We start from the raw sequence: 21,354 nt of genomic DNA, 5'->3' as shown, positions 1-21,354 counted from the left end.
TATGGCAGGAAAGATACAGACGATGATTCCCCAATACGGAGAACTCAACAGAATATACAGAGACTATATAGATAATTACGCTTTTTCTTTTGACAGGCAGAAATTCATATCGGATTTCTATCAGGAGTATAATGACATGAAATCCTTTGAAGCCGCTATCCTTGAACTGGTGCTTGACAAGCAAAAAGAGCAATACACCTTGATACTCAACAGTCTGAAAACTGAAATAGAAAAGAGCATACAGGCTTATGAGATACGCCCGTTAAGTGACAGAGCCATAGAACGTGCTTGCTATCAGCACATGGAAAGGTATTCTCAGGAAATTGAAGCCCAGCTGGATGTTACAAGAAGTCTGAGCAAGCCGCTGAATGAAGCCAACAACAGGTATGATTCCATTGGTTACAGGGAGCATACAGCCGAAGAGGAAAAACAGGCAGAGAAAGAATATGAACGCTGCAAGGCTGAATATGACAGGGAAAAAGCCAAACTGAACAAACTCTATGACCAGCAAAAGGCTACAAGAACAGAGGCATTCCAATATATGAAGAACTGTTGTGCGGACATATACCGTCAAAGCTGCCTTTTTCTGGATATATTGAAGAAATACATTCCTGACGGAAAGCAAGAGAATAAATCAAGCGAGCCAATCAGTCAGCAGGAAACGACAGAAGAACAACAGGAATATTTCAGCATGAAATTACTTTCGCTCATTCATGAGGTGTGCGAAGGAGAACAGTTCGAAGAAATTTCCGCACCAGATTTCTATGCCAATATGAATCTTCACCCCTGCAACTGTAAGCTGAAAATAAAACCGAGAGAGAAAATACGTGTATGCTATCTGATATTCCTGATGAGCGAGAAACTCTCCAAACAGGACAGGGACAAATGGAAAGACAGAATACTGAAACTGCTGGATATTGACGACAGCTACTACAAATCCAAGTACAAGGAGCCTGTTTCAGATTTCCCCAGTGACAGCAACCAAAATTTCGCCAAGGAAATGGAACATATATTCAGATAATCCGTGATATATCCTGATACTTTACGAAAGTTCCACTTTTACCACTCAAAATAATTTTTGAGTGGTATTTTTGTTTTCTGATATTCAATAAGATACAATGATATTCAGTTTGTACCGTCCCCATCCTTACCACTCATAACCCTACCTAATTTTGCATCGTTCGAGAACAGAAATAACAGCCAGTGCGCAGGGCTGATTGTTTAACGACTAAATAGATTGGACGATGACAAATATCCAAGAATTATTATCAAAACCCGTCTGGCAAATGACAGGCGAAGAATTCATATTCCTGAATAAGCACGCTTCAGGTCAGGCCGAAGCATTGCCGCAACCCGTTACAGACACGGAAAAGAAGTATGTGTACGGAATACTCGGTATAGCCAAACTGTTCGGGTGCAGTCTGCCCACTGCCAACCGCATAAAGAAAAGCGGTAAGATAGACAAGGCGATTACCCAGATAGGGCGCAAGATTATCGTGGATGCGGAACTTGCCCTTGAACTGGCAGGGAAGAAAACAGGCGGACGCAAGTAACGGGAGGAATCGCTATGGACTATATGAAAGACATCCGGGAAATATCGGACGAACAGGCGATAATTCTCTGGCAAGCCTCACGGCTGAGCCTGTCGAAAAGTTATGAGAAAGCACCTGAAATCCTTAAAGTACATGATTCTGTCATTGGGACATTGGGTAATTTCAGCGCATCCATCGGCAAAGCCAAAAGTAAAAAAACGTTCAATGTATCGGCTATCGTAGCCGCTGCATTGAAGAACGGCACAGTGCTGCGGTATGTGGCTGAACTGCCTGAAGATAAGCGGAAAGTGCTTTATGTTGATACAGAGCAAAGCCCTTACCATTGTCTGAAAGTCATGACGCGCATTTTGCGAATGGCTGGTTTGCCAGATGATAGGGACAATGAGAATCTTGAATTTCTTGCCTTAAGAAAATACACGCCTGAGCAGCGTATCAGGATTGTGGAACAGGCTATTTACAATACACCCGAAATCGGTCTTGTAATTATAGACGGCATACGGGATATGGTGTATGACATCAACAGCCCCAGTGAATCAACACGCATCATATCCAAGCTGATGCAGTGGACGGACGACAGGCAGATACATATCCATACGATACTGCATCAGAACAAAGGGGATGAGAACGCAAGAGGGCACATTGGTACGGAGTTGAACAACAAGGCGGAAACCGTATTGCAGGTAGAAAAGGACAAGGGCAACGGTGACATCAGCCATGTTTCAGCCATTCACATCCGGGCAATGGACTTTGAGCCTTTCGCATTCCGTATCAACGACAAAGCCCTTCCCGAACTCATTGAGGGATACAAACCTGAAACAAAGAAGCCGGGAAGACCCGAAGAAGAGAAGTTCGACCCTTACAGGCATATCACCGAGCAGCAGCACCGTATCGCATTGGAAGCCGTTTTCGGGCTGAAAGAGGAATACGGCTACAAGGAACTGGAAGATGCCTTAATCAAGACCTATATGTCAGTGGGTGTAAAGCTGAACCATAAAAAGGCGGTATCGCTCATCACCATGCTCCGCAACAAACGGATGATAGTGCAGGAGACAGGCAGAAAATACACATTCATGCCTGACTTCCACTATTAGCCCATTTCCCTGCAATCACTTCACTTTATTCTCGGGGTGTATATATTAGGAATATAGTGAAGTGCTTGGGGAATGGGACTAAATCACTTCACTTTATTACCGTATCCTATATATACGAGAATTTAGTGAAGTGATTATAGACCGTACTTCCTAAAAAGGTACGGGCAAAAAGAAAAATAAACCAATTCACCAACTACTAAAACAATCATTTTATGGATATACAGACAGCCAAGCAAATCAGAATAGCGGATTATCTGCATAGTTTAGGATATTCTCCCGTCAAGCAACAAGGTGTCAATCTGTGGTATAAATCACCGTTAAGGGAAGAAGCCGAAGCCTCGTTCAAGGTAAATACCGAACGTGAACAATGGTATGACTTCGGTTTGGGTAAAGGTGGTGGTATCATAGAACTGGCTGCACACCTGTACGCTACCGACCATGTACCTTACATCTTGAAACGGATAGCAGAGCAGACACCGCACGTGCGCCCGGTATCTTTCTCTTTTGGAAAGCAAAACTCTTCCGAGCCGAGCTTCCAACAGTTGGAGATTGTTCCGCTGTCATCTACTGCCCTGCTTGCCTACTTACAAGGTAGAGGAATTAACATAAAACTGGCGAAAAGAGAATGTAGTGAAGCACGTTTCACTCACAACGGCAAGCGGTACTTTGCCATCGCCTTTCCCAATGGTTCGTGTGGATATGAAATCCGCAACCGCTATTTCAAGGGCTGCATCGCCCCAAAGGAAATCTCCCACATCAGGCAGTCGGGAAAAGCGAGGAATACCTGTTATGTGTTCGAGGGATTTATGGACTACCTCTCCTTTTTGACATTGAGACAAGAGAGCTGCCCAAATTATCCGGAATTGGACGGGCAGGACTACATTGTATTGAACTCCGTATCGAATGTAAACAAGGCTCTCTATCCGTTGGGCAATTACGAACGCATCCACTGCTTTTTCGACAACGACCATGCAGGACTGGAAGCACTCCGGCAAATCCGCATGGAATACGGCAGAGATCGGTACATCCGGGACGCTTCGCAGATTTACAGAGGATGCAAGGACTTGAACGAATACTTACAGAAACAGATTGAAAGAAAAAGGCAGCTCCAGTCCGCCAAAGGGGTGCGCAGCCAATCACCGGAAAAGAAGAACGGCTTCCAGTTATAGCCCACTATAACTACACGCTTCGCTTTCGTAGTTGTGGGCTCTCCCGAGGGGATTAGGGCTTTGCCCTAATGACCCACTCAGGGCGTTTCACCCCTGAGAACCCCGAGCAAAGAGTGACCCTCTCTTTGCAATCTCCGCTTATGGGTTACCCCTAAGAACCCCTCTGCGAAAGCGAGCAAAGTAAATCAATTGTAAACAAAGGAAAGAAGCTATGGCAACAAAATCAAGCATACATATCAAGCCTTGCAACATCGCATCGAGCGAGGCACACAACCGAAGGACTGCCGAGTATATGCGTAATATCGGGGAGTCCAGAATCTATGTCGTTCCCGAACTTTCCACCGATAACGAACAGTGGATAAATCCCGACTTCGGCACTCCCGAACTGCGAACTCATTATGACAATATCAAGCAAATGGTCAAGGAAAAGACCGGACGTGCCATGCAGGAAAAGGAAAGGGAACGCAAGGGAAAGAATGGAAAGATTATCAAGGTGGCGGGATGCTCACCCATCCGTGAAGGAGTATTGCTTATCAGACCGGACACCACACTGGCTGATGTACGCAAATTCGGTGAAGAGTGCCAAAGACGCTGGGGCATCACTCCGCTACAGATTTTCCTGCATAAAGACGAAGGGCATTGGCTGAACGGTCAGCCGGAAGCAGAAGACAAGGAGAGCTTCCAAGTCGGTAACAGATGGTTCAAACCAAATTATCATGCTCATGTCGTATTCGACTGGATGAACCATGAAACTGGAAAGAGCCGAAAGCTCAATGACGAGGATATGGCAACCATGCAGACCCTTGCTTCCGATATTCTCCTGATGGAACGTGGACAGGCAAAAGCTGTCACAGGTAAAGAGCATCTGGAACGAAATGATTTCATCATTGAGAAGCAGAAAGCCGAACTGCAACGTATAGAGGAAACCAAGCGACACAAGGAACAACAAGTAAGCCTTGCCGAACAGGAACTCAAACAGGTAAAAGCAGAGATACGCACGGACAAACTAAAGAAAACAGCCACCAATGCTGCTACCGCCATAGCAAGCGGTGTAGGTTCTCTTTTCGGAAGCGGTAAGCTGAAAGAACTGGAACATCACATCGAGCAGCTACATCAGGAAATTACCAAACGGGACAAAGCTACTGATGAATTAAAAATTCAGATACAACAAATACAGGAACAGCATAGCAGACAAATTCGTAATCTTCAAAGAATACATAATCAAGAACTTGAAGCCAAAGACAAGGAAATATCACGATTGAGCACCTTGCTTGAAAAAGCCCACAAATGGTTTCCCATGTTCAAAGAGATGTTGAGAATGGAAAAATTATGCGCTGTTATCGGGTTTACCAAAGACATGATAGAAAACCTCTTGACAAAGAAAGAATCCATACAATGTAGTGGCAAAATTTATTCCGAAGAACACAGGTGGAAATTTGACATCAAGAATGATATTTTTAGGGTTGAGAAACATCCAATGGATAGTGGTAAGCTTATGCTGACCATAAACCGACAACCCATAGTACAATGGTTTAAGGAACAATGGGAAAAGTTACAGCAGAATCTACGTAACTCGGTGCAGAGAGAGCAAAAATCCAGAGGATTTAGAATATAGAATAGCCTATTATTAATAAAATCAAGTATCTATGCATCCAAACAGATTGTTTTTATTACAGAATCAAAATCCTAAGAATTTATAAAAAATGAAGCCTAAAGAAGTTTTGGAAAAATGGATAGATTGCTTTAACAAAGCAGATGCTTATCATATAGCAGAGCTGTATGCTACTAATGCAGTAAATCATCAAGTCGCAAACGAACCAATAATAGGTAAAGAATCAATCTACAAAATGTTTGTGAATGAATTTGCCACTGCTAAAATGGTTTGTATGGTGGAAAATATTTTTGAAGATGGCGAATGGGCTATCATGGAATGGAAAGACTCTCTTGGACTTCGTGGATGCGGATTTTTTCATGTAAAAGATAACAAAATCGTCTTTCAAAGAGGGTATTGGGATAAACTTTCATTCTTGAAGCAACACAATCTTCCAATTGAATAAGTACTATCAGAATACGGACTGGGAAATTGAAATACCCAGTCCGAGTTATATAATGAATTTTACTTGTTAAACTATTTAAAGTCAGTTGGATAACAAACCATACCTTTCACATTCTCAGTAGCTCCAGGTATTAATTCAGCCACCATGCAATATTCATGAGAGACTTCGAAAGGAAATTCAATTCCTAAATCGATAGCCTTGCGATAGCCAAATCGAGGATAATACTCTTTATGCCCCAATACGACTGCTGTGCCGTAACCCAAAAGTGCTGCCCTCTGATGGGCTTACTGAATCAACATCCCCCCCCAATTCCCTTACGCTGGAATTCCGGCAAGACTGCCAATGGAGCTACACTCAGGGATGTGACAGACTGGGTGTCACTGTCTATCTTTACTTCTGTAAGTAAGATATACCAGACAATTTGTTTTTCTGTCATTTTCTTGTTCTTATCTAATTGTTAGGCTCATTGTTGTTATACATTGTTTAATTATAGATAAATCGTGAATATCCTTCTCTCTTAAATCGTAGCCCGAATGGAATACTTGTTGCCCTTTTGCAGAAATGCAAGGGATGCTTCTGCCTTCAAAGACTGCTGTTCCAAAATAGTCCGGTTGAAATTCATACCAGCCTCCATCCAAGTCGGCTTGTTTGGAAGTGCCGTCCGCATTCAAGACAAAAGGATGGATATCAATATAGCCTAATTCTTTGCTATACAGTTCCACACGGGTGGGCAACCAATTTGTTTCAATTTGATATCCTCTCTCCTGCAAAAGATCAAGGAGTTGGTCTGTATAATTGGCATCAAAATCAATGTCAATATCTCTATGCAAGCGGGTTTGCTGTCCGTACAAGACATCCACTCCCCAGCCTCCATCCAACCAAAACTGCATGTCCAGGCTTTCCAACAAGTCCAAAACTTGAAATAACTCTGTAATCGTAGTGTGTTCTTTCTTTGTCATATAATAATTCTTTAATAAATAATACTATGCGTAATTATCCAACTGCTTGATTGAAGAAATAAAATTTGCACCCACTCCAATCAGAAAGATAACCCATCCGCTGATCATAAAGACGGATGTGATACCCCATGCTTCCACCCAATATCCTGAAGCTACGATACCCAGCATTGATGGAAAGGTACTCAAACTAAAGATGAGAGAAAAAGTCCGTCCAAGCATGTCCGAAGCCAAGTTCTGCTGAATAATAGCGATGAAAAGCGCATGGTAAATGGAATAGGCTATGCCTCCTGTAAATGTTAGGCAAACAAAACCTATAAATGCGCTTGATGGTAAATAACTGGCGCTAATCAGATACAATCCCAATATCACATAAGCCGTATGCATCACTAATGTTTGCTTGCTTTTCAAAGCCTTACAGGCAAGTACTAAACCGCCCAACAATGCCCCTGAGCCCCAACCCATTTCCACAACTCCCATTTGCAAAATGTTTCCGTTGAAATGCAGAAGCGTCATAAAAGGAAATAACGTAAAAACAGGCATAAGGACAAAAGTCACCAGCGTAAAGCATACGAATAAAGGCAAAATGCCCATTGTACGCCGCAAGGTATGCCAACATTCCGTCAGTTCTTTTTTGAAATCTGGAAGAACTTTCGTTTTTTGAAGAGAAGGAATCTGGACACAAAGTAAGGTCAGACAAGCAGCAACAGCTCCGATCACATCTATGAGCAGAATATACTGTATGGGAAGCCAAACAACGAGGCTTGCCCCTACAACGGGAGCTATCACCTCACTGAAGGATTGAATGGAATGGTACAAACCTGATACCCTGACAAGATGGTGCTTGGGAACCAGTAAAGGGATGCTTGCCTGTAAAGCAGGTGCATGAAACGTACTGCCTATTGAACGACAAGCAGTCAATAGATAAAAAAAAGAAAGGTCTTTATAACCCTTGGTTATCACAATAAAAAGACATAGGGTACAGAACGCGATGAACAAGTCCGAATAAAACATCGTTTTCTTTCGATTCCATCTGTCAACATAGACCCCGGCAAACAAGCCTAATACAAATTGTGGTAAAAATCCAGCTAAAATAGCCAGAGATAAAGCTGTCGGGGATTTAAATTCGTTGCTAATCCAAAAAATAATGGAGAAGCCAACAATCGTACTTGTTAAAATAGATATGAGTTGGCCTATTCCTATCACGGCCAAAGTTGATTTCCAATGATTCATTGTGCTAATATTTCATGCGTTTATAGATAAGTACTTTCGTACATTAAGCAAAACGAAATTCTATCCACACAAAAAACTTGTATTATAATCCACTCCTGACGTTGGAATACAATAACAAATACTTTCAGGACGATGTAAAATCCTGAAAAATCAAACTGAATGGATAGATAAATATTAGTCTTTTCTCATCGGATTCTTTTAATATCGCTACTCTTTTATTATGTAGTGGTTGTATTATCTTAAATAAAACAAAAACACCCGACTTTACATTCTTGGGTGTAAAACTGGGTGTTTGTTTTACAATCTGCTGATTTTCAGCGTTTGTTGCGGAGAGAGCGGGATTCGAACCCGCGAAACCCTTTAGGGGTTTACACGCTTTCCAGGCGTGCCTCTTCAACCACTCGAGCATCTCTCCAAGGTCTTGTTGAAACCGGGTGCAAAGGTATTGATTTTTTTTGATTATGCAAGAGTTTCGCTTGCGAATTTACATAGAGATGCAATGTCTGGATGCGATTACTTGGCTCACCCGATATTTATTGGGGACAGAGTTAATTCAAAGGGATAAAACAAGAATCGCGGATGTCAGCTTAATGCGATGAATGGTATCTTTTTGATTGAAATGCCTTCTTTTTCACGACACGGCTCTCTGGCTATAAAAGCCAACGAGCGTAAGCGGGGAGCGCGAACAAGCTGCCACCACCGCTTTTTAACACGATAAGCGTCGCTTTTTAACGAATATATACGTATCAACCTACACATATGGCTGTATCAACTCACACATATAGCAGTGTCAACCCACACATATAGTCGCGTCAAGCTACACATATAGTGGCGTAAGCCTACACATATATAGGCATCGGCCCTCAGATGCGGTAGCGTTGGGCATTATTACCGCCTAACGACCGTAAAACATGAACTAGGGTGAATTATTTCGACTGGAACGAAAGGCCGTTTTTCAGCAAACAGCTATCAAACAGAGAATTGCTGTTTTTTTCTCTCGAATTTGGAAGCGAGACTCACTTAGGTACGGAATAATCGATTCTCCGGGACTTCAGATTACAAGTTGTCAAAAAGACAAATGGGCCACTTGTATCTATAGTTCCTCTGCCATTTCCCGATAACCATCGGGGGAGAGACGGTTAATGTATAATTTATGCCTTGTCAGGTGAATAACTTACGGCTTGTCAAGTGAATAACTTACGGCTGGGGGTAGCCGTAAGCTTACGAGTCTGGAAGTGGTTAGTTATTCACTTGGGAAGCCTTTCTCAAGTGAGTTGGTCTGTTGATTAACAGGATATAAGACAGCGATTTATATGGCAATGGTTATCCCATGATCTCATCTGTTGGCCGACTTCTATATTTCTGTAGGTCGACTTGTCTTAGGTTGCCGGCTGAAATGAAATATAGATGAGCCTGAAGATACCCCCACTGATTATCGGGTGAGCCGAATTTTCTTCTGATAAGGCATTGGAGACAAGACTTATAGGCAATAAAAAAACCTACAAATCAGCGATTTGTAGGTTTTTGTCCACTTACTCTCTTGTTTTGTTCAGTAGGTTCTGCGGAAAGACAGGGATTCGAACCCCGGGAACCTCTCGGTTCAACGGTTTTCAAGACCGCCGCAATCGACCACTCTGCCATCTTTCCAATATGTTTTGCGATCAAACGTTTCGTTTAATTGCTTTGCAAAGGTAGTCATTCTTTTGGAATATACAAGAGTCTTATGCGCTTTTTTTCTTTTTGTTTATTCTTTTCTTTTAAGAATAGAATGTGTGGGAATCCCCTTTTTATTGCTATTTTTGTAGCAAATAATTTATCAATCAAGTAAAAGGTTTCTATATGAGAAAGTTGAAAAGTTTATGGCTGGTTTCGGTTGTGCTGCTATTAGTAAGCTGCTCGATGTCCGCTAAATCAGATAAATCAAGTGAGGCTGGTACCGCCTCCAAGGGAGAGGTCGTTACTTTGAACAAGGCAGAGTTCCTGCAAAAGGTATTCAATTACGAGAAGAACGCTACGAAATGGGTATATGAAGGTGATAAGCCTTGTATCATCGATTTTTATGCGGACTGGTGTGGTCCCTGCAAGCAAGTGGCTCCTATTTTAAGGGATTTGGCTATCCTGTATAAGAATGATATCGTAGTTTATAAGGTAAATGTGGATAAGGAAAAGGAGTTGGCTGCCGCTTTCGGTATACAAAGTATTCCTACGTTCTTGTTTATCCCTAAGGAAGGACAGCCTCAGATATCGATGGGAGCTCTTCCCCGTGAGGAGTTTGTGAAACAGATCGATACTTTCTTGTTGAAGAAGAAGTAACACGACTTAGTTAATCATCATTTATAGATCGGAAAGCCGTAGAATTTTAGATTTTACGGCTTTTTTAATTGGGAGGGATGCTTTATGAAAGTAGGAATTATCAGATGTATGCAAACAGAGGATTTTTGCCCCGGTACTACTGATTTTAGGATGATCCGTGAGAAAAAGGGAGCCTTTGAGGGCGTAGAGGAAGATATTGAGATCATTGGGTTTATCAATTGCGGAGGTTGTCCCGGAAAAAAGGCCGTATTAAGGGCGAGGGAGTTGGTGAATAGAGGGGCGGATAGTATCGCTTTTGCTTCCTGTATCCAAAAAGGGACGCCGATAGGTTATGCCTGTCCTTTCGCCAAAAGGATGAAGGATGTTATCCAGAACGATTTAGGCGATGGCATCCGGCTGATCGATTATACGCATTAGGAAGATCCGGTAGCTGGTGGAAAAGGCATAAAAAAAGAGGGCATTGAAAAATGTCCTCTTTTTTATTTTGGCATCGCACGAATTATTCAGCGCTTTCAGTTGCCGGAGCTTCTTCAGCGGGAGCCGCTGCGGCTGCTTCCTCAGCTTGCTTAGCAGCTTCAGCTGCTGCCAATTCTGCTTTCTTTTTAGCTACGATTTCTGCTTTTGCCTTATTAGCTTCCTTCTCAGCCTCAAGACGTGCTTTAGCTTCTGCTCTAGCTGCTTCGCTGTCTTTTTCTTTGATAGCTTGTACGGAAGCTTGTTTGTTCTTCAACCAAGCTTGGAATTTCTCCTCAGCTGCGGCTTCGTCGAACGCACCCTTCTTAACACCTTCCAATAAATGCTTTTTCAAGCAAACGCCTTCGCGAGAAAGGATGTTACGAGTTGTGTCTGTAGGTTGAGCACCTACTTGTAACCAATACAAAGCTCTTTCGAAGTTCAAATCTACTGTAGCAGGATTAGTGTTCGGATTATAAGAACCTATCCTTTCAATAAATCTTCCATCACGTGGAGCCCTGCTGTCTGCGATCACGATTTGGTAGAAGGCGTAACCTTTACGACCGTGTCTTTGCAATCTAATTTTTGTTGCCATGTTTGAATAATTAATTTAAGCTGTTTGTATTAGCGGGTGCAAAGATAGGAGTTTCTGTTTATAAAACAAGCGTTTTGTTGGAAAATATGTGGATGTTTCTGCTTTTTTTAAAGGTAGTTTAAGGGATTAGTCCCTTATGCAATTGGTTGCCGACACCGTCGGCAATAATGCTGACGCTGTCGGAAATATTGCTGACGCTGTCGGAAATATTGCTGACGGCGTCGAAAATATTGTCGACGGCATCGGCAACCAATTTCTTCCTAGTCTTGCCCCGGAAAGATCGTATGAAATCTCCTGTACATCCCTAATGAAAGGGATTTTTCTTATCTTTGCGGCTTCATTATATTAATGTATTAAAATAAACATATGATTTCAGTTGACGGACTAACAGTAGAGTTTGGTGGAAGCGCCCTTTTCTCGGATGTTTCTTTTGTGATTAACGAGAAAGATCGTATCGCCTTGATGGGTAAGAACGGTGCCGGTAAATCTACCTTGTTGAAGATATTGGCCGGCGTGCGGGAGCCAAGCCGTGGAAAAGTGTCCGCCCCTAAAGATACCGTGATCGCTTATTTGCCGCAGCATTTGATGACGGAGGATGGCCGTACCGTTTTCGAGGAGACGGCGCAGGCTTTCGCCCATCTGCACGAGATGGAGGCGGAGATCGCCGAATTGAATAAGCAACTGGAGACTCGTACGGACTATGAGTCGGATGGTTATATGGAGTTGATCGAGCGGGTCTCTACCTTGAGCGAGAAATTCTATTCCATAGAGGAGATCAATTACGACGCCGATATAGAGAAAACCTTGTTGGGACTGGGTTTCAAACGGGAGGATTTCGACCGGCAAACCAGTGAATTCAGCGGTGGCTGGCGTATGCGTATCGAGCTGGCGAAACTACTGTTGAAGAAACCGGATGTCCTTTTGCTGGACGAGCCGACGAATCACTTGGATATCGAGTCTATCCAGTGGTTGGAGGATTTCTTGATCGATAATGGTCAGGCCGTAGTGGTGATCAGCCACGACCGTGCGTTCGTGGATCATATCACGACTCGTACGATCGAGGTGACGATGGGCCGGATTTATGATTATAAGGTAAACTATAGCCAATACTTGCAATTACGGAAGGAACGTCGTGAGCAACAACAGAAGGCTTATGACGAGCAACAGAAGATGATCGCCGAGACGAGAGAGTTCATCGAGCGTTTCAAGGGCACGTACTCCAAGACCTTGCAGGTGCAGAGCCGTGTGAAGATGCTGGAGAAACTGGAGATCTTGGAGGTGGATGAGGAAGATACCTCGGCTTTGCGCTTGAAGTTTCCGCCTTCGCCCCGTTCGGGCTCTTATCCGGTGACGATTGAGAATGTCTCGAAAGCGTATGGCGATCATACGGTTTTCCGAAACGCTAATCTGATGATCGAGCGAGGGGATAAGATCGCTTTCGTCGGGAAGAATGGCGAGGGTAAGTCTACCTTGGTGAAGTGTATCATGAAAGAGATCGAGCATGAGGGGACGTTGACGCTGGGGCATAACGTGATGATCGGTTATTTCGCCCAGAACCAAGCCTCCCTGCTGGATGAGAATCTTACGGTTTTCCAGACGATAGACGATGTGGCACAAGGCGATATCCGTAATAAGATCAAGGATCTGCTGGGTGCGTTCATGTTTGGCGGCGAGAACTCGGCGAAGAAGGTGAAGGTGCTTTCCGGTGGCGAGCGTACACGTCTGGCCATGATTAAGCTATTGTTGGAGCCTGTGAACTTGCTGATTCTGGATGAGCCGACAAACCATCTGGATATGAAGACGAAGGATATCTTGAAGCAGGCGTTGCTTGACTTTGACGGGACGTTGATCGTCGTATCCCACGACCGTGATTTCTTGGATGGGCTGGTCTCTAAGGTCTATGAGTTCGGAAACCAAAAAGTGACGGAGCATTTGGAAGGCATCTATGAGTTTATGCAGCGCAAGAAGATGGAGAATCTGCGTGAGCTTGAGCGGAAGAATTAAATCCTCCACCCAAGCGTCAGCATAATATCATACGTGGAGCTATCTATATCTTTATGATACTTATAATGGGTACGGCGGGAGAAATAACGATTTCGCAACGCAATATTCCATTTATGCTTGGACATATAGGCTAAGGTGGTGGAAAATACCGTTAAACGTGCGTTGCCGGCATCGCCTTGTACGTTTAACTTTGTAGGGTCCACCGCATTCCAGTCTATATCCGGCTCGTATCCTTTCCATGTGAAGATATGGTAGTTCTCCAAATCGATCAAGAACGCCCAGCGTTTATCGTAGGCCAATCCGGTAACCGCTTTCACGCTATAACCGCTTCCCAGATTATAATCTCTCTCTTCCAGCCGGAGGTAATCGGAGATGCTTGCGCCCAAGGCGACTCCTGTTCCGTATAATTCGGCGTAAACATCTACTTTATTGTCCGGCGTGCCTCTTTTGTAATAGATCAATCCACCACCGACCGCCGCCGCTTCCGATATGCGGTAGGGAGCTACCGTTTGGGAACTATTGGATTTTAACTCGGAATCATAGTAGTCGAAATGCTGAAAGATTCCAGCGGCCAGACTACGAGGGCCTTTACTCCAGACCTGTTTCCCCCAGATAGCCCCAACGGCATTGACTTGGCTGATGAGCGGCTGGCTCGAAAAGAAATCGAACCCGGCCTTCAACTGAAACCATTCATAGGGCGAATAGAAGTCATCATTGAAAGGATCTCCATAATCCAACCTGAAGGATACGTGCATGCTCGTAGTGCCATGCTTGGAGCCTTCCTGCTCGGCAAGGAAGCGAGGGCCGACACCCACGATGAAGTTTACGGGAACCGAGGTGTAGACACGCCCCTTGGAGCTGCTGTGTCTCCAAGCTTCTCCCGTGATGATACGATTGATCGCCCGCATCGGAGATATCAAACCGGATAAGATCTCCCGTCCCACACGTTCCGCCCCGTGGGAGCGGTTGTCGATGAATAAGTCGGAGAGCCGGTAGGTAATCTCACCTAATTCTATACCGCCGAAAGAGGTGGCAAGCATGTCATTGATGGAGGGCGGTTCCGTTTCCATAAAGAATTCCCACATTAGGCTGCCTCCCGCCGCGAATGGAATGGATTGCCAGAAATTCAGTCCGTTGCTACGGGCCGCGTTGAAATATAATGATCCGTGATAGGGATGGGCCACCAGATTGGTAGAGAACTTATCCGTGTCCCAAACAGGCCCCGTCTTGAAGTTTTGCTTAATCGTATGTCCGTTTATCTTCGCGAAATCCTCGTTCATTAAGAAACGGTCGAAAGTCCAGACGGCCATGTTCATTCCGAATACCTCGCTTGCTGCCAACCAAGGGCGGCGTGGAATGAAAAGGGCCGTGTCGCTCACGTAATTGCGGGCATCCATCTGAGGGAAGTGTTGCCCCCACATCCATTGGCTGGATAGCAGACAGATCAACCCGATCAACATGCATTTTTTCATCCTCATCTAACTCAATTCTCTTTTGTGAATAAAAATCAATAGGTTACGGTTATAACCACTCCGCAAACTTATATATAATAAACATTAAGGGATTCGTTTGGTTTAAATTATTGTTAGGTATTCTTTCTATAAATGCTGTTATTTGCGAACTATTCCGTATTTTTGCGAAAAAAACAAAATGATAGATTTTATCACCTTTTGTGACTATACAGGGACCTTTGCGTTTGCCATAAGTGGCATAAGATTGGCTTCTGCGAAACAATTTGATTGGTTTGGCGCCTATGTGGTGGGTGTCGTGACCGCTGTAGGAGGAGGTACGATTCGTGATATTTTATTGAATGCGGTGCCTTTTTGGATGGAACAAGCCTCTTATTTGATTGTCTCGGCCTTGGCTTTGTTGTTCGTTATCGCTTTCCGAAAATACGTGATCCGTTTGAACAATACATTTTTTATATTCGATGCTATCGGATTGGGGTTGTTTGTGGTGGTAGGTATCGCCAAGACCTTGGATTTCGGGTTTCCCATGTGGGTGGCGATCGTGATGGGAACTATAACCGGCTCGTTTGGCGGTATGATGAGGGATATATTGATTAATGAGGAGCCTTTGATATTCCGGAAAGATATTTATGCGTTGGCTTGTGTCTTTGGCGGTTTGATATATTATATATGTATGCAAACTTCTATGTCGGCGGCGATGATACAGTTCGTATCGGCGTTGAGCGTGTTCCTCGCACGTATAATCGCCGTAAAATATCATATAAGTGTTCCGGTGTTGAAAGGAGAAGAATAATTTATTAACTTTGCATAATTATATGGACATGCATACTCAACAAGAAAAGGCTTCCATCCTGTTGATATATACGGGTGGGACGATAGGTATGATCGAGAATCCGGAGACTGGAGTGTTAGAGTCGTTTAATTTCCAGCATTTGAAGGACAATATGCCGGAGTTGAAGAAACTGGGGTATTCGGTGGCCACGATACAGTTCGATCCTCCGATGGACTCCTCGGAGATGGGGCCGGACTCGTGGATGAAGATCGTGAAAATCATCGCCGATAATTATCAGAAATACGACGGCTTCGTGGTACTGCATGGCACGGATACAATGTCGTATACGGCATCGGCATTGAGTTTTATGCTCGAGAACCTGAGTAAGCCGGTGATCCTTACGGGATCGCAATTACCGATCGGGATGTTGCGTACCGATGGGAAGGAGAACTTGATTACGGCGATCGAGATAGCGGCCGCCAAGGAGAACGGCTTACCGTTGGTCCCGGAGGTCTGTATCTTTTTTGAGAATGATTTATTGAGGGGGAATCGTACGAGTAAGATAAACGCAGATAATTTTAATGCGTTCCGTTCGTACAATTACCCGGCTTTGGCTCATGCGGGTATCTATATTAAGTATGATCTGCCGCAGGTATATCATCCGGTATCGCGTAAGCCGCTGAAGCCGCATTATTTGTTGGACCGAAATATCGCTATACTAAAACTATTCCCCGGAATTTCTCCGCAAGTAGTGGAAAGTATCCTGAATATCCCGGGTCTGAAAGGCGTGGTGATGGAAACATTCGGAAGCGGAAACGCTCCGTGCGAGGAATGGTTCTTGAATATGTTGAAGGAGGCTGTAGACCGTGGTATCGTCATCGTGAATGTTACTCAGTGTAGGGCCGGAAGTGTGGAGATGCACCGTTATGAGACGGGGCACAAATTGTTGGAGGCAGGCGTGACGAGCGGCTTCGATAGTACGACGGAGAGCGCCGTGACGAAGCTAATGTTCCTCTTCGGCCATGGGCTGACACCCGACGAGGTGAAGGAGCATATGAACTGCTCGTTGATCGGGGAGGTATCGATCCCTGAGACGTTCCGCCCCTAGTGTATACTATGTAAAACAGAAAAAAAGCAGTGTTGCGGAATAGGAGAGTATGAAACTATCATTTCTGAGTTTAGCGAGTGGGAGCAGTGGGAACTGCTATTATTTGGGGACTTCGGAATTCGGTATGCTGATTGACGCAGGTATCGGAATCCGGACCATAAAGAAAGTATTGAAGGACCGGTCGATCGATTTTACCAAGATCGTGGCCGTGTTGATTACCCACGATCATGCGGATCATATCAAGACGGTCGGGTATTTGGGCGAGAAGCTTTGCATTCCTGTCTATGCGACAGCCGACGTGCACCGGGGGATTGATAAGAGCCGGTATGTGGAGGAGACCTTATGTGTCTCCCGCAAGGTTATAGAAAAAGAAGTTCCATTCCTTATCCGTGATTTCCGTATCACGGCTTTCGAGGTGCCTCACGATAGTACTGATAATGTGGGGTACCATATCGAGTATGGTAATCATAAATTCACTTTCGCTACCGACGTAGGCCATATCACGGACACGGTGGGGAAATATATCTGCATGGCGAACCATTTAATATTGGAAGCGAACTATGACGAGGAGATGCTTCGTTTCGGTACATATCCCGCTTTCTTGAAAGAGCGGGTGGCGAGCCCCACCGGGCATTTGAGTAACAGGGAGGCCGCAGAGTTCTTGGCGACCCATTATAATACCGGTTTGAAGAATATCTGGCTTTGCCATCTCAGCCGGGACAATAACCATCCCGAACTGGCCTATAAGACAGTGGATATACGTCTTTTCCAAGAGGGCATAAGGGTAGGGAAAGATGTCTCATTGGTTGCGTTGAAGCGGACTACACCCTCGGATATTTACGAGTTTGATTAAAATTTTATGAAAAAAAGTAGTCGAAAAGTTTGCGGGGAAAAATAAAACCTCTATCTTTGCACCCGCAATCGAGAAACAAACGGTGGTTTGAAAAAGTAACGATAGCAAAATGGAATGACTTGGTAGCTCAGTTGGTAGAGCAAATGACTCTTAATCATTGGGTCGAGGGTTCGAGCCCCTCCCAGGTCACTCAAACAAATAACATGTTGACTTGGTAGCTCAGCTGGTAGAGCAAATGACTCTTAATCATTGGGTCGAGGGTTCGAGCCCCTCCCAGGTCACACGATTTACTTATTGGAAAGATGGCAGAGTGGTCGATTGCGGCGGTCTTGAAAACCGTTGAACTGAGAGGTTCCCGGGGTTCGAATCCCTGTCTTTCCGCAGAGAGTCCTGTAAGGCGAAAGCTTTACGGGATTTTTTGTTTTTGAGGCGTTTGTCCGGGCACGAACGGAAAGAGGTAGTGGGCATCGCTAGAATGAGAAAGTGTATAATAATATGGAAACAGGATCATTGCGGATAAGTGATATACGGCCGGATTTTATCTATATGATGGAACAAGCCGTGAAAGCCCCATCGGGGCATAATACCCAACCTTGGTTGTTTCGTGTGCAAAAGGATAGGATACAGATTCTTCCGGATATGAGTAAGTCCCTTCCGGTCGTAGATCCGGATAACCGTGAGTTATTTATTAGCTTAGGATGTGCCACCGAGAATCTTTGCATTGCGGCTGAGGCAAAAGGATATGCTCCGCTACCGGTTTTTTCAGGATCGGGGGAGATCACCGTACTCTTGTCGGAGGCATCGATGATTAAGGAGACGAGTGGGCTTATCGAGGAAATTTCGGTCAGACAGACGAATCGAGGCATATATTCCGGGGAAATGATTCCATCGGATCAATTGAGCTATTTGAGGAATACGCCTTTGGAGGAAAATATCAGTCTGCATTTGTGGTCGAAAGGAGAGTGGGAGTTCGATACGCTTTCTTCTTATATATTTGCGGGGAATAACCGGCAAATGAACGATCATCTGTTTAAACGAGAGCTGAAATCATGGATGCGTTTTAATAAGAATCATGTACGAGCTACATCGGACGGCCTGAGTTATGCGGTGTTCGGGGCGCCGAATCTTCCCCGTCTTATCTCAGAGACAATCATGGGAAGTGTCTTGAAAGCCGGCATACAAAATAGGGGAGACAAGAAGAAGCTGGACTCTTCTTCTCATTTAGCCTTGTTTGCCTTACGGACAAATACGCTACCGGAATGGTTTGCGCTAGGCCGGAGTTTGCAACGTTTTCTTTTGAGAGCTACGGAAAAGAATATCGCTTTCGCCTTTTTGAACCAGCCTTGTGAGGTGCGTGATCTTTCCGGTTTGCTGGCGAAAGACTTGTCTTTCACCAACGAGATTCCTGCTTTGATCCTCCGTCTGGGATACGCTAAGCGGAAAATGCCGTACTCACCTCGAAAGTCTTGGCGTGAGAGGCTGGTTCCGTAATGGTTAAGTCAGATAGCGAGTGCCCTCGTTCATGCCAGCTTGCACGGGATATGCCAAGACGAAACTGTTTGCCTGAAAGTATTTGTTGAGGTACTTGGGGATACGGGCCATGGCGGGAGCGTAGGAAAGTCCTTCCTTGCGGCTAAGGATAATCCACATCGTGTCGTCCGGTTTTATATCCCGGAAAACGATCAGGAAGTCATCCCAGTCGTTGAATTCGATATAACTGGCTTCTCCGCTTTTCTTGGCTAATAATTTCTTTAAGGCATTCAAGGTCGCTTCCGAACCGTAAAAGACTGTCGCTGCACCTGTGTTCTGGGTCACGTTTCGTAGCCGGAAGATGATTTGGTTGAAACCGATTTCTTTTTCGGCCAATTCCGGGATGATGATCAGATGCCGTCTAACAGTAGAGATGGGTTGTGCGGGCTTGTATATGAATGTGCTTACACTACTTTCCGCCAATACGCTTTCCACGATATGGCCAAGGAAGGCCGCCGGTATATCTTTTTCCTTGTGCAATCCCACTACCAGATCTGTGATCTCCCGCTCTTTTACCACGCTGGCGATAGCATTCGATATGCTTAAGTCATATCTTAATAAATCCTTCATCCGGGTATCCGTGGCGGCAGCCGTATTGACTGCGGTCTGTAGAACCCTGCGGGATTGTTTTAACGCTTTCTCGTCTGAATGATGGTTATCTATCACTTTTAGGGCAAACAAGCCGTTCTTGTTTTGGGGAGATTTGATCGCCAAGCTGAGGTTGACCAGCTCTTCCACGGTCTCTTCATTGCTGACCGGTATCAAGATATGCTCTGATTCTTTTTTGTTTTCCTCCTTATCGGATATATCTTGGGCCGCTATGTTATGAGCGCCTTTTTGGGCGGCGAAAGAGGCGATGGTGCAAGTGACAAGTATCATCAGGATCGTACCGTTCAACACGCTCTCATTTAATAACCGGATTGGTTCCCCATTAGCGTCTGTTCCGGTGATTACGTTATATCCGACCATCACGGCGGCCAATGTAGCGGCGGCTTGTGCGTTACTTAGGCCGAAAATAACGCTTCGCTGATCCGTGGACAGATGGAAAGTCTTTTGGGTCATCCAAGCGGCTATGTATTTGGCGGCCGTAGCTACGATAATCATGATAAGTCCTACTTTAATGGTCTCGAAACTGGTAAAGAACGTACGATAATCTATTAACATACCTACGCCCAACAAGAAGAATGGGATGAATATGGCATTTCCTACGAACTCGACACGATTCATCAAAGGTGAGCTTTGCGGGATAAGGCGATTTAGGGCTAGTCCGGATAAGAACGCCCCGATGATCGCCTCCATACCCGCTACCTGAGCTAGGAAAGATCCCAGAAATACCATCACCAGCACGAATATATACTGTGATATATTATCGTGTACATGCTTAAAGAACCAACGCCCAATGAAAGGGAAACCGAATAATACGATTAACGCGAATATCAAGATGGAAACGCCCAGACGAATCCAAAACATATCGTTGACCTGTCCGGTGGCCATGCCGACAATGATCGTTAGGACGAGCAATGCCAAGGTATCAGTGATCATCGTTCCTCCTACGGTGATACTGACGGCTTTGTTTTTGCTGATACCCAGTTTACTGATAATCGGATAGGCTATCAATGTATGGGAGGCGAACATACTGGCGAGTAAAACGGAGGTCAATACGTTGAATCGCAGGATCCATATCCCGACAACCGTTCCTAGGATCATCGGAATGAGGAATGTGTACATGCCGAAAGCTAGGCTTTTCGTACTATTTCTCTTAAAATCCGCCATATCGATTTCCAATCCGGCGAGAAACATGATATAAAGCAATCCCGCCGTCCCGGACAAGATAATGCTGCTATCCCGTAATACGAGATTAAAGCCATGCGGTCCGATAATTGCGCCGGCAATGATCAGTCCAAGCAGGTGAGGGATTCTCAGCTTGTTTAATAAAAGGGGAGCGGCCAGGATAATTAAAAGAATCAAGAGAAATTTTAATACCGGGTCCGCTAAGGGCAATGTGAAATCTATTGTCGAGGCTAATACCATATGCGTAATTTTTTCGTTATAATTTGAAACAAAAATAATAAGAATTTGCGGAGATTGCAGCGTTTACGCCAACTTTGCATCTTCTTTTATAGATAACAATAAATGTGTGAGTTTTATAAGTTAAAGTATATGTAAATCTTGGGACATTAACGTGAACCGATTATATT

Annotated in this window: 19 protein-coding genes and 5 tRNA genes; 17 read left to right on the top strand and 7 right to left on the bottom strand. The window is 44.5% G+C overall.

What is annotated here, in order from left to right:
- The first annotated feature begins 1 nt into the window (after position 1).
- From ACESPU_RS06540 to ACESPU_RS06515, 6 genes are all read left to right on the top strand, one after another.
- Positions 2–1,021: a hypothetical protein gene (locus ACESPU_RS06540; protein WP_118220988.1), complete on the top strand. Its 1,020-nt coding sequence runs from the start codon at positions 2–4 to the stop codon at positions 1,019–1,021.
- 223 nt (positions 1,022–1,244) lie between these two features.
- The gene (locus tag ACESPU_RS06535; RefSeq protein WP_373133215.1) at positions 1,245–1,553 is read left to right on the top strand and encodes a DUF3853 family protein; all 309 of its coding nucleotides are present in this window, start codon (positions 1,245–1,247) and stop codon (positions 1,551–1,553) included.
- Positions 1,554–1,567: 14 nt separating this feature from the next.
- Entirely contained in the window at positions 1,568–2,644 is a 1,077-nt protein-coding gene (locus ACESPU_RS06530) for an AAA family ATPase (protein WP_138265819.1), read from the top strand.
- A gap of 212 nt (positions 2,645–2,856) precedes the next feature.
- Complete coding sequence (locus tag ACESPU_RS06525) at positions 2,857–3,813, top strand: toprim domain-containing protein (protein ID WP_138265820.1); 957 nt, start codon at positions 2,857–2,859, stop codon at positions 3,811–3,813.
- A gap of 211 nt (positions 3,814–4,024) precedes the next feature.
- Positions 4,025–5,428 (top strand): hypothetical protein, encoded by a 1,404-nt coding sequence (locus ACESPU_RS06520; protein ID WP_004308779.1) that lies wholly within the window; start codon positions 4,025–4,027, stop codon positions 5,426–5,428.
- An 88-nt stretch (positions 5,429–5,516) separates the two neighbouring features.
- Positions 5,517–5,870: a nuclear transport factor 2 family protein gene (locus ACESPU_RS06515; protein WP_004308780.1), complete on the top strand. Its 354-nt coding sequence runs from the start codon at positions 5,517–5,519 to the stop codon at positions 5,868–5,870.
- Positions 5,871–6,316: 446 nt separating this feature from the next.
- Here ACESPU_RS06515 and lnu(AN2) read toward each other — a convergent pair whose 3' ends face one another.
- The 4 genes from lnu(AN2) to ACESPU_RS06495 all read right to left on the bottom strand — a co-directional run bounded on the left by lnu(AN2) (position 6,317) and on the right by ACESPU_RS06495 (position 9,706).
- Positions 6,317–6,829 carry a lincosamide nucleotidyltransferase Lnu(AN2) gene (gene lnu(AN2), locus ACESPU_RS06510; RefSeq protein WP_004308783.1) on the bottom strand — a complete coding sequence of 171 codons (513 nt, stop codon included), beginning with the start codon at positions 6,827–6,829 and terminating at the stop codon, positions 6,317–6,319.
- Positions 6,830–6,853: 24 nt separating this feature from the next.
- Positions 6,854–8,059 carry a macrolide efflux MFS transporter Mef(En2) gene (gene mef(En2), locus ACESPU_RS06505; RefSeq protein WP_005786079.1) on the bottom strand — a complete coding sequence of 402 codons (1,206 nt, stop codon included), beginning with the start codon at positions 8,057–8,059 and terminating at the stop codon, positions 6,854–6,856.
- Between the two features lie 327 nt (positions 8,060–8,386).
- Positions 8,387–8,474 (bottom strand) — tRNA-Ser (locus ACESPU_RS06500).
- 1,147 nt (positions 8,475–9,621) lie between these two features.
- Positions 9,622–9,706, bottom strand: a tRNA-Ser gene (locus tag ACESPU_RS06495).
- 192 nt (positions 9,707–9,898) lie between these two features.
- On the opposite strand from ACESPU_RS06495, the gene trxA reads away from it, so the two are divergent.
- Together trxA and ACESPU_RS06485 are read left to right on the top strand one after the other, a co-directional pair.
- On the top strand, positions 9,899–10,372 hold the full coding sequence (trxA, locus tag ACESPU_RS06490; protein WP_005858169.1) for a thioredoxin: 474 nt from the start codon (positions 9,899–9,901) through the stop codon (positions 10,370–10,372).
- An 84-nt stretch (positions 10,373–10,456) separates the two neighbouring features.
- The gene (locus ACESPU_RS06485; RefSeq protein ID WP_005866270.1) at positions 10,457–10,789 is read left to right on the top strand and encodes a CGGC domain-containing protein; all 333 of its coding nucleotides are present in this window, start codon (positions 10,457–10,459) and stop codon (positions 10,787–10,789) included.
- Positions 10,790–10,871: 82 nt separating this feature from the next.
- Here the strand turns inward: ACESPU_RS06485 and ACESPU_RS06480 are convergent, their stop codons facing one another.
- Positions 10,872–11,420 carry a 30S ribosomal protein S16 gene (locus ACESPU_RS06480; protein WP_005858168.1) on the bottom strand — a complete coding sequence of 183 codons (549 nt, stop codon included), beginning with the start codon at positions 11,418–11,420 and terminating at the stop codon, positions 10,872–10,874.
- Positions 11,421–11,556: 136 nt separating this feature from the next.
- Between ACESPU_RS06480 and ACESPU_RS06475 the strand changes: the two genes are divergently transcribed.
- Both ACESPU_RS06475 and ACESPU_RS06470 read left to right on the top strand, forming a co-directional pair.
- Entirely contained in the window at positions 11,557–11,769 is a 213-nt protein-coding gene (locus tag ACESPU_RS06475) for a hypothetical protein (protein ID WP_048927777.1), read from the top strand.
- 17 nt (positions 11,770–11,786) lie between these two features.
- On the top strand, positions 11,787–13,424 hold the full coding sequence (locus ACESPU_RS06470; RefSeq protein ID WP_005858166.1) for an ABC-F family ATP-binding cassette domain-containing protein: 1,638 nt from the start codon (positions 11,787–11,789) through the stop codon (positions 13,422–13,424).
- Here ACESPU_RS06470 and ACESPU_RS06465 read toward each other — a convergent pair.
- Positions 13,421–14,902, bottom strand: coding sequence for a DUF3943 domain-containing protein (locus ACESPU_RS06465; protein WP_373133214.1), 1,482 nt, complete (start codon positions 14,900–14,902; stop codon positions 13,421–13,423). The two genes, ACESPU_RS06470 and ACESPU_RS06465, sit on opposite strands and share 4 nt — an antisense overlap.
- Positions 14,903–15,074: 172 nt before the next feature.
- Between ACESPU_RS06465 and ACESPU_RS06460 the strand changes: the two genes are divergently transcribed.
- The 7 genes from ACESPU_RS06460 to ACESPU_RS06430 all read left to right on the top strand — a co-directional run bounded on the left by ACESPU_RS06460 (position 15,075) and on the right by ACESPU_RS06430 (position 19,117).
- Positions 15,075–15,686: a trimeric intracellular cation channel family protein gene (locus ACESPU_RS06460; RefSeq protein ID WP_005858164.1), complete on the top strand. Its 612-nt coding sequence runs from the start codon at positions 15,075–15,077 to the stop codon at positions 15,684–15,686.
- 22 nt (positions 15,687–15,708) lie between these two features.
- Positions 15,709–16,773: an asparaginase gene (locus ACESPU_RS06455; RefSeq protein WP_005858163.1), complete on the top strand. Its 1,065-nt coding sequence runs from the start codon at positions 15,709–15,711 to the stop codon at positions 16,771–16,773.
- A 49-nt stretch (positions 16,774–16,822) separates the two neighbouring features.
- Complete coding sequence (locus ACESPU_RS06450; RefSeq protein ID WP_005858162.1) at positions 16,823–17,626, top strand: MBL fold metallo-hydrolase; 804 nt, start codon at positions 16,823–16,825, stop codon at positions 17,624–17,626.
- A 116-nt stretch (positions 17,627–17,742) separates the two neighbouring features.
- Positions 17,743–17,815: transfer RNA gene (locus ACESPU_RS06445), tRNA-Lys, on the top strand.
- Between the two features lie 19 nt (positions 17,816–17,834).
- A tRNA-Lys gene (locus tag ACESPU_RS06440) sits at positions 17,835–17,907 on the top strand.
- A gap of 15 nt (positions 17,908–17,922) precedes the next feature.
- Positions 17,923–18,007, top strand: a tRNA-Ser gene (locus ACESPU_RS06435).
- Positions 18,008–18,121: 114 nt separating this feature from the next.
- Positions 18,122–19,117, top strand: coding sequence for a nitroreductase (locus ACESPU_RS06430; protein ID WP_048927789.1), 996 nt, complete (start codon positions 18,122–18,124; stop codon positions 19,115–19,117).
- 3 nt (positions 19,118–19,120) lie between these two features.
- On the opposite strand, the gene ACESPU_RS06425 is transcribed toward ACESPU_RS06430, so the two are convergent.
- Positions 19,121–21,187: a cation:proton antiporter gene (locus ACESPU_RS06425; RefSeq protein ID WP_158532849.1), complete on the bottom strand. Its 2,067-nt coding sequence runs from the start codon at positions 21,185–21,187 to the stop codon at positions 19,121–19,123.
- Between the last annotated feature and the right edge of the window lie 167 nt (positions 21,188–21,354).

The sequence above is a fragment of the Parabacteroides sp. 20_3 genome, from assembly GCF_964238835.1.
Classification (GTDB): Bacteria; Bacteroidota; Bacteroidia; order Bacteroidales; family Tannerellaceae; genus Parabacteroides; species Parabacteroides distasonis.
This window is presented reverse-complemented; position numbering and strand designations above follow the sequence as displayed.

Bases quoted from the DNA above. Each gene is read 5' to 3' on its own strand.
- ACESPU_RS06520 (WP_004308779.1), top strand. From the start codon at position 4,025: ATGGCAACAAAATCAAGCATACATATCAAGCCTTGCAACATCGCATCG.
- ACESPU_RS06530 (WP_138265819.1), top strand. From the start codon at position 1,568: ATGGACTATATGAAAGACATCCGGGAAATATCGGACGAACAGGCGATA.
- ACESPU_RS06425 (WP_158532849.1), bottom strand. From the start codon at position 21,187: ATGGTATTAGCCTCGACAATAGATTTCACATTGCCCTTAGCGGACCCG.
- ACESPU_RS06515 (WP_004308780.1), top strand. From the start codon at position 5,517: ATGAAGCCTAAAGAAGTTTTGGAAAAATGGATAGATTGCTTTAACAAA.
- ACESPU_RS06450 (WP_005858162.1), top strand. From the start codon at position 16,823: ATGAAACTATCATTTCTGAGTTTAGCGAGTGGGAGCAGTGGGAACTGC.
- ACESPU_RS06470 (WP_005858166.1), top strand. From the start codon at position 11,787: ATGATTTCAGTTGACGGACTAACAGTAGAGTTTGGTGGAAGCGCCCTT.
- ACESPU_RS06460 (WP_005858164.1), top strand. From the start codon at position 15,075: ATGATAGATTTTATCACCTTTTGTGACTATACAGGGACCTTTGCGTTT.
- ACESPU_RS06475 (WP_048927777.1), top strand. From the start codon at position 11,557: ATGCAATTGGTTGCCGACACCGTCGGCAATAATGCTGACGCTGTCGGA.
- ACESPU_RS06525 (WP_138265820.1), top strand. From the start codon at position 2,857: ATGGATATACAGACAGCCAAGCAAATCAGAATAGCGGATTATCTGCAT.
- ACESPU_RS06540 (WP_118220988.1), top strand. From the start codon at position 2: ATGGCAGGAAAGATACAGACGATGATTCCCCAATACGGAGAACTCAAC.
- ACESPU_RS06455 (WP_005858163.1), top strand. From the start codon at position 15,709: ATGGACATGCATACTCAACAAGAAAAGGCTTCCATCCTGTTGATATAT.
- ACESPU_RS06465 (WP_373133214.1), bottom strand. From the start codon at position 14,902: ATGAGGATGAAAAAATGCATGTTGATCGGGTTGATCTGTCTGCTATCC.
- trxA (WP_005858169.1), top strand. From the start codon at position 9,899: ATGAGAAAGTTGAAAAGTTTATGGCTGGTTTCGGTTGTGCTGCTATTA.
- ACESPU_RS06485 (WP_005866270.1), top strand. From the start codon at position 10,457: ATGAAAGTAGGAATTATCAGATGTATGCAAACAGAGGATTTTTGCCCC.
- ACESPU_RS06535 (WP_373133215.1), top strand. From the start codon at position 1,245: ATGACAAATATCCAAGAATTATTATCAAAACCCGTCTGGCAAATGACA.
- ACESPU_RS06430 (WP_048927789.1), top strand. From the start codon at position 18,122: ATGGAAACAGGATCATTGCGGATAAGTGATATACGGCCGGATTTTATC.
- ACESPU_RS06480 (WP_005858168.1), bottom strand. From the start codon at position 11,420: ATGGCAACAAAAATTAGATTGCAAAGACACGGTCGTAAAGGTTACGCC.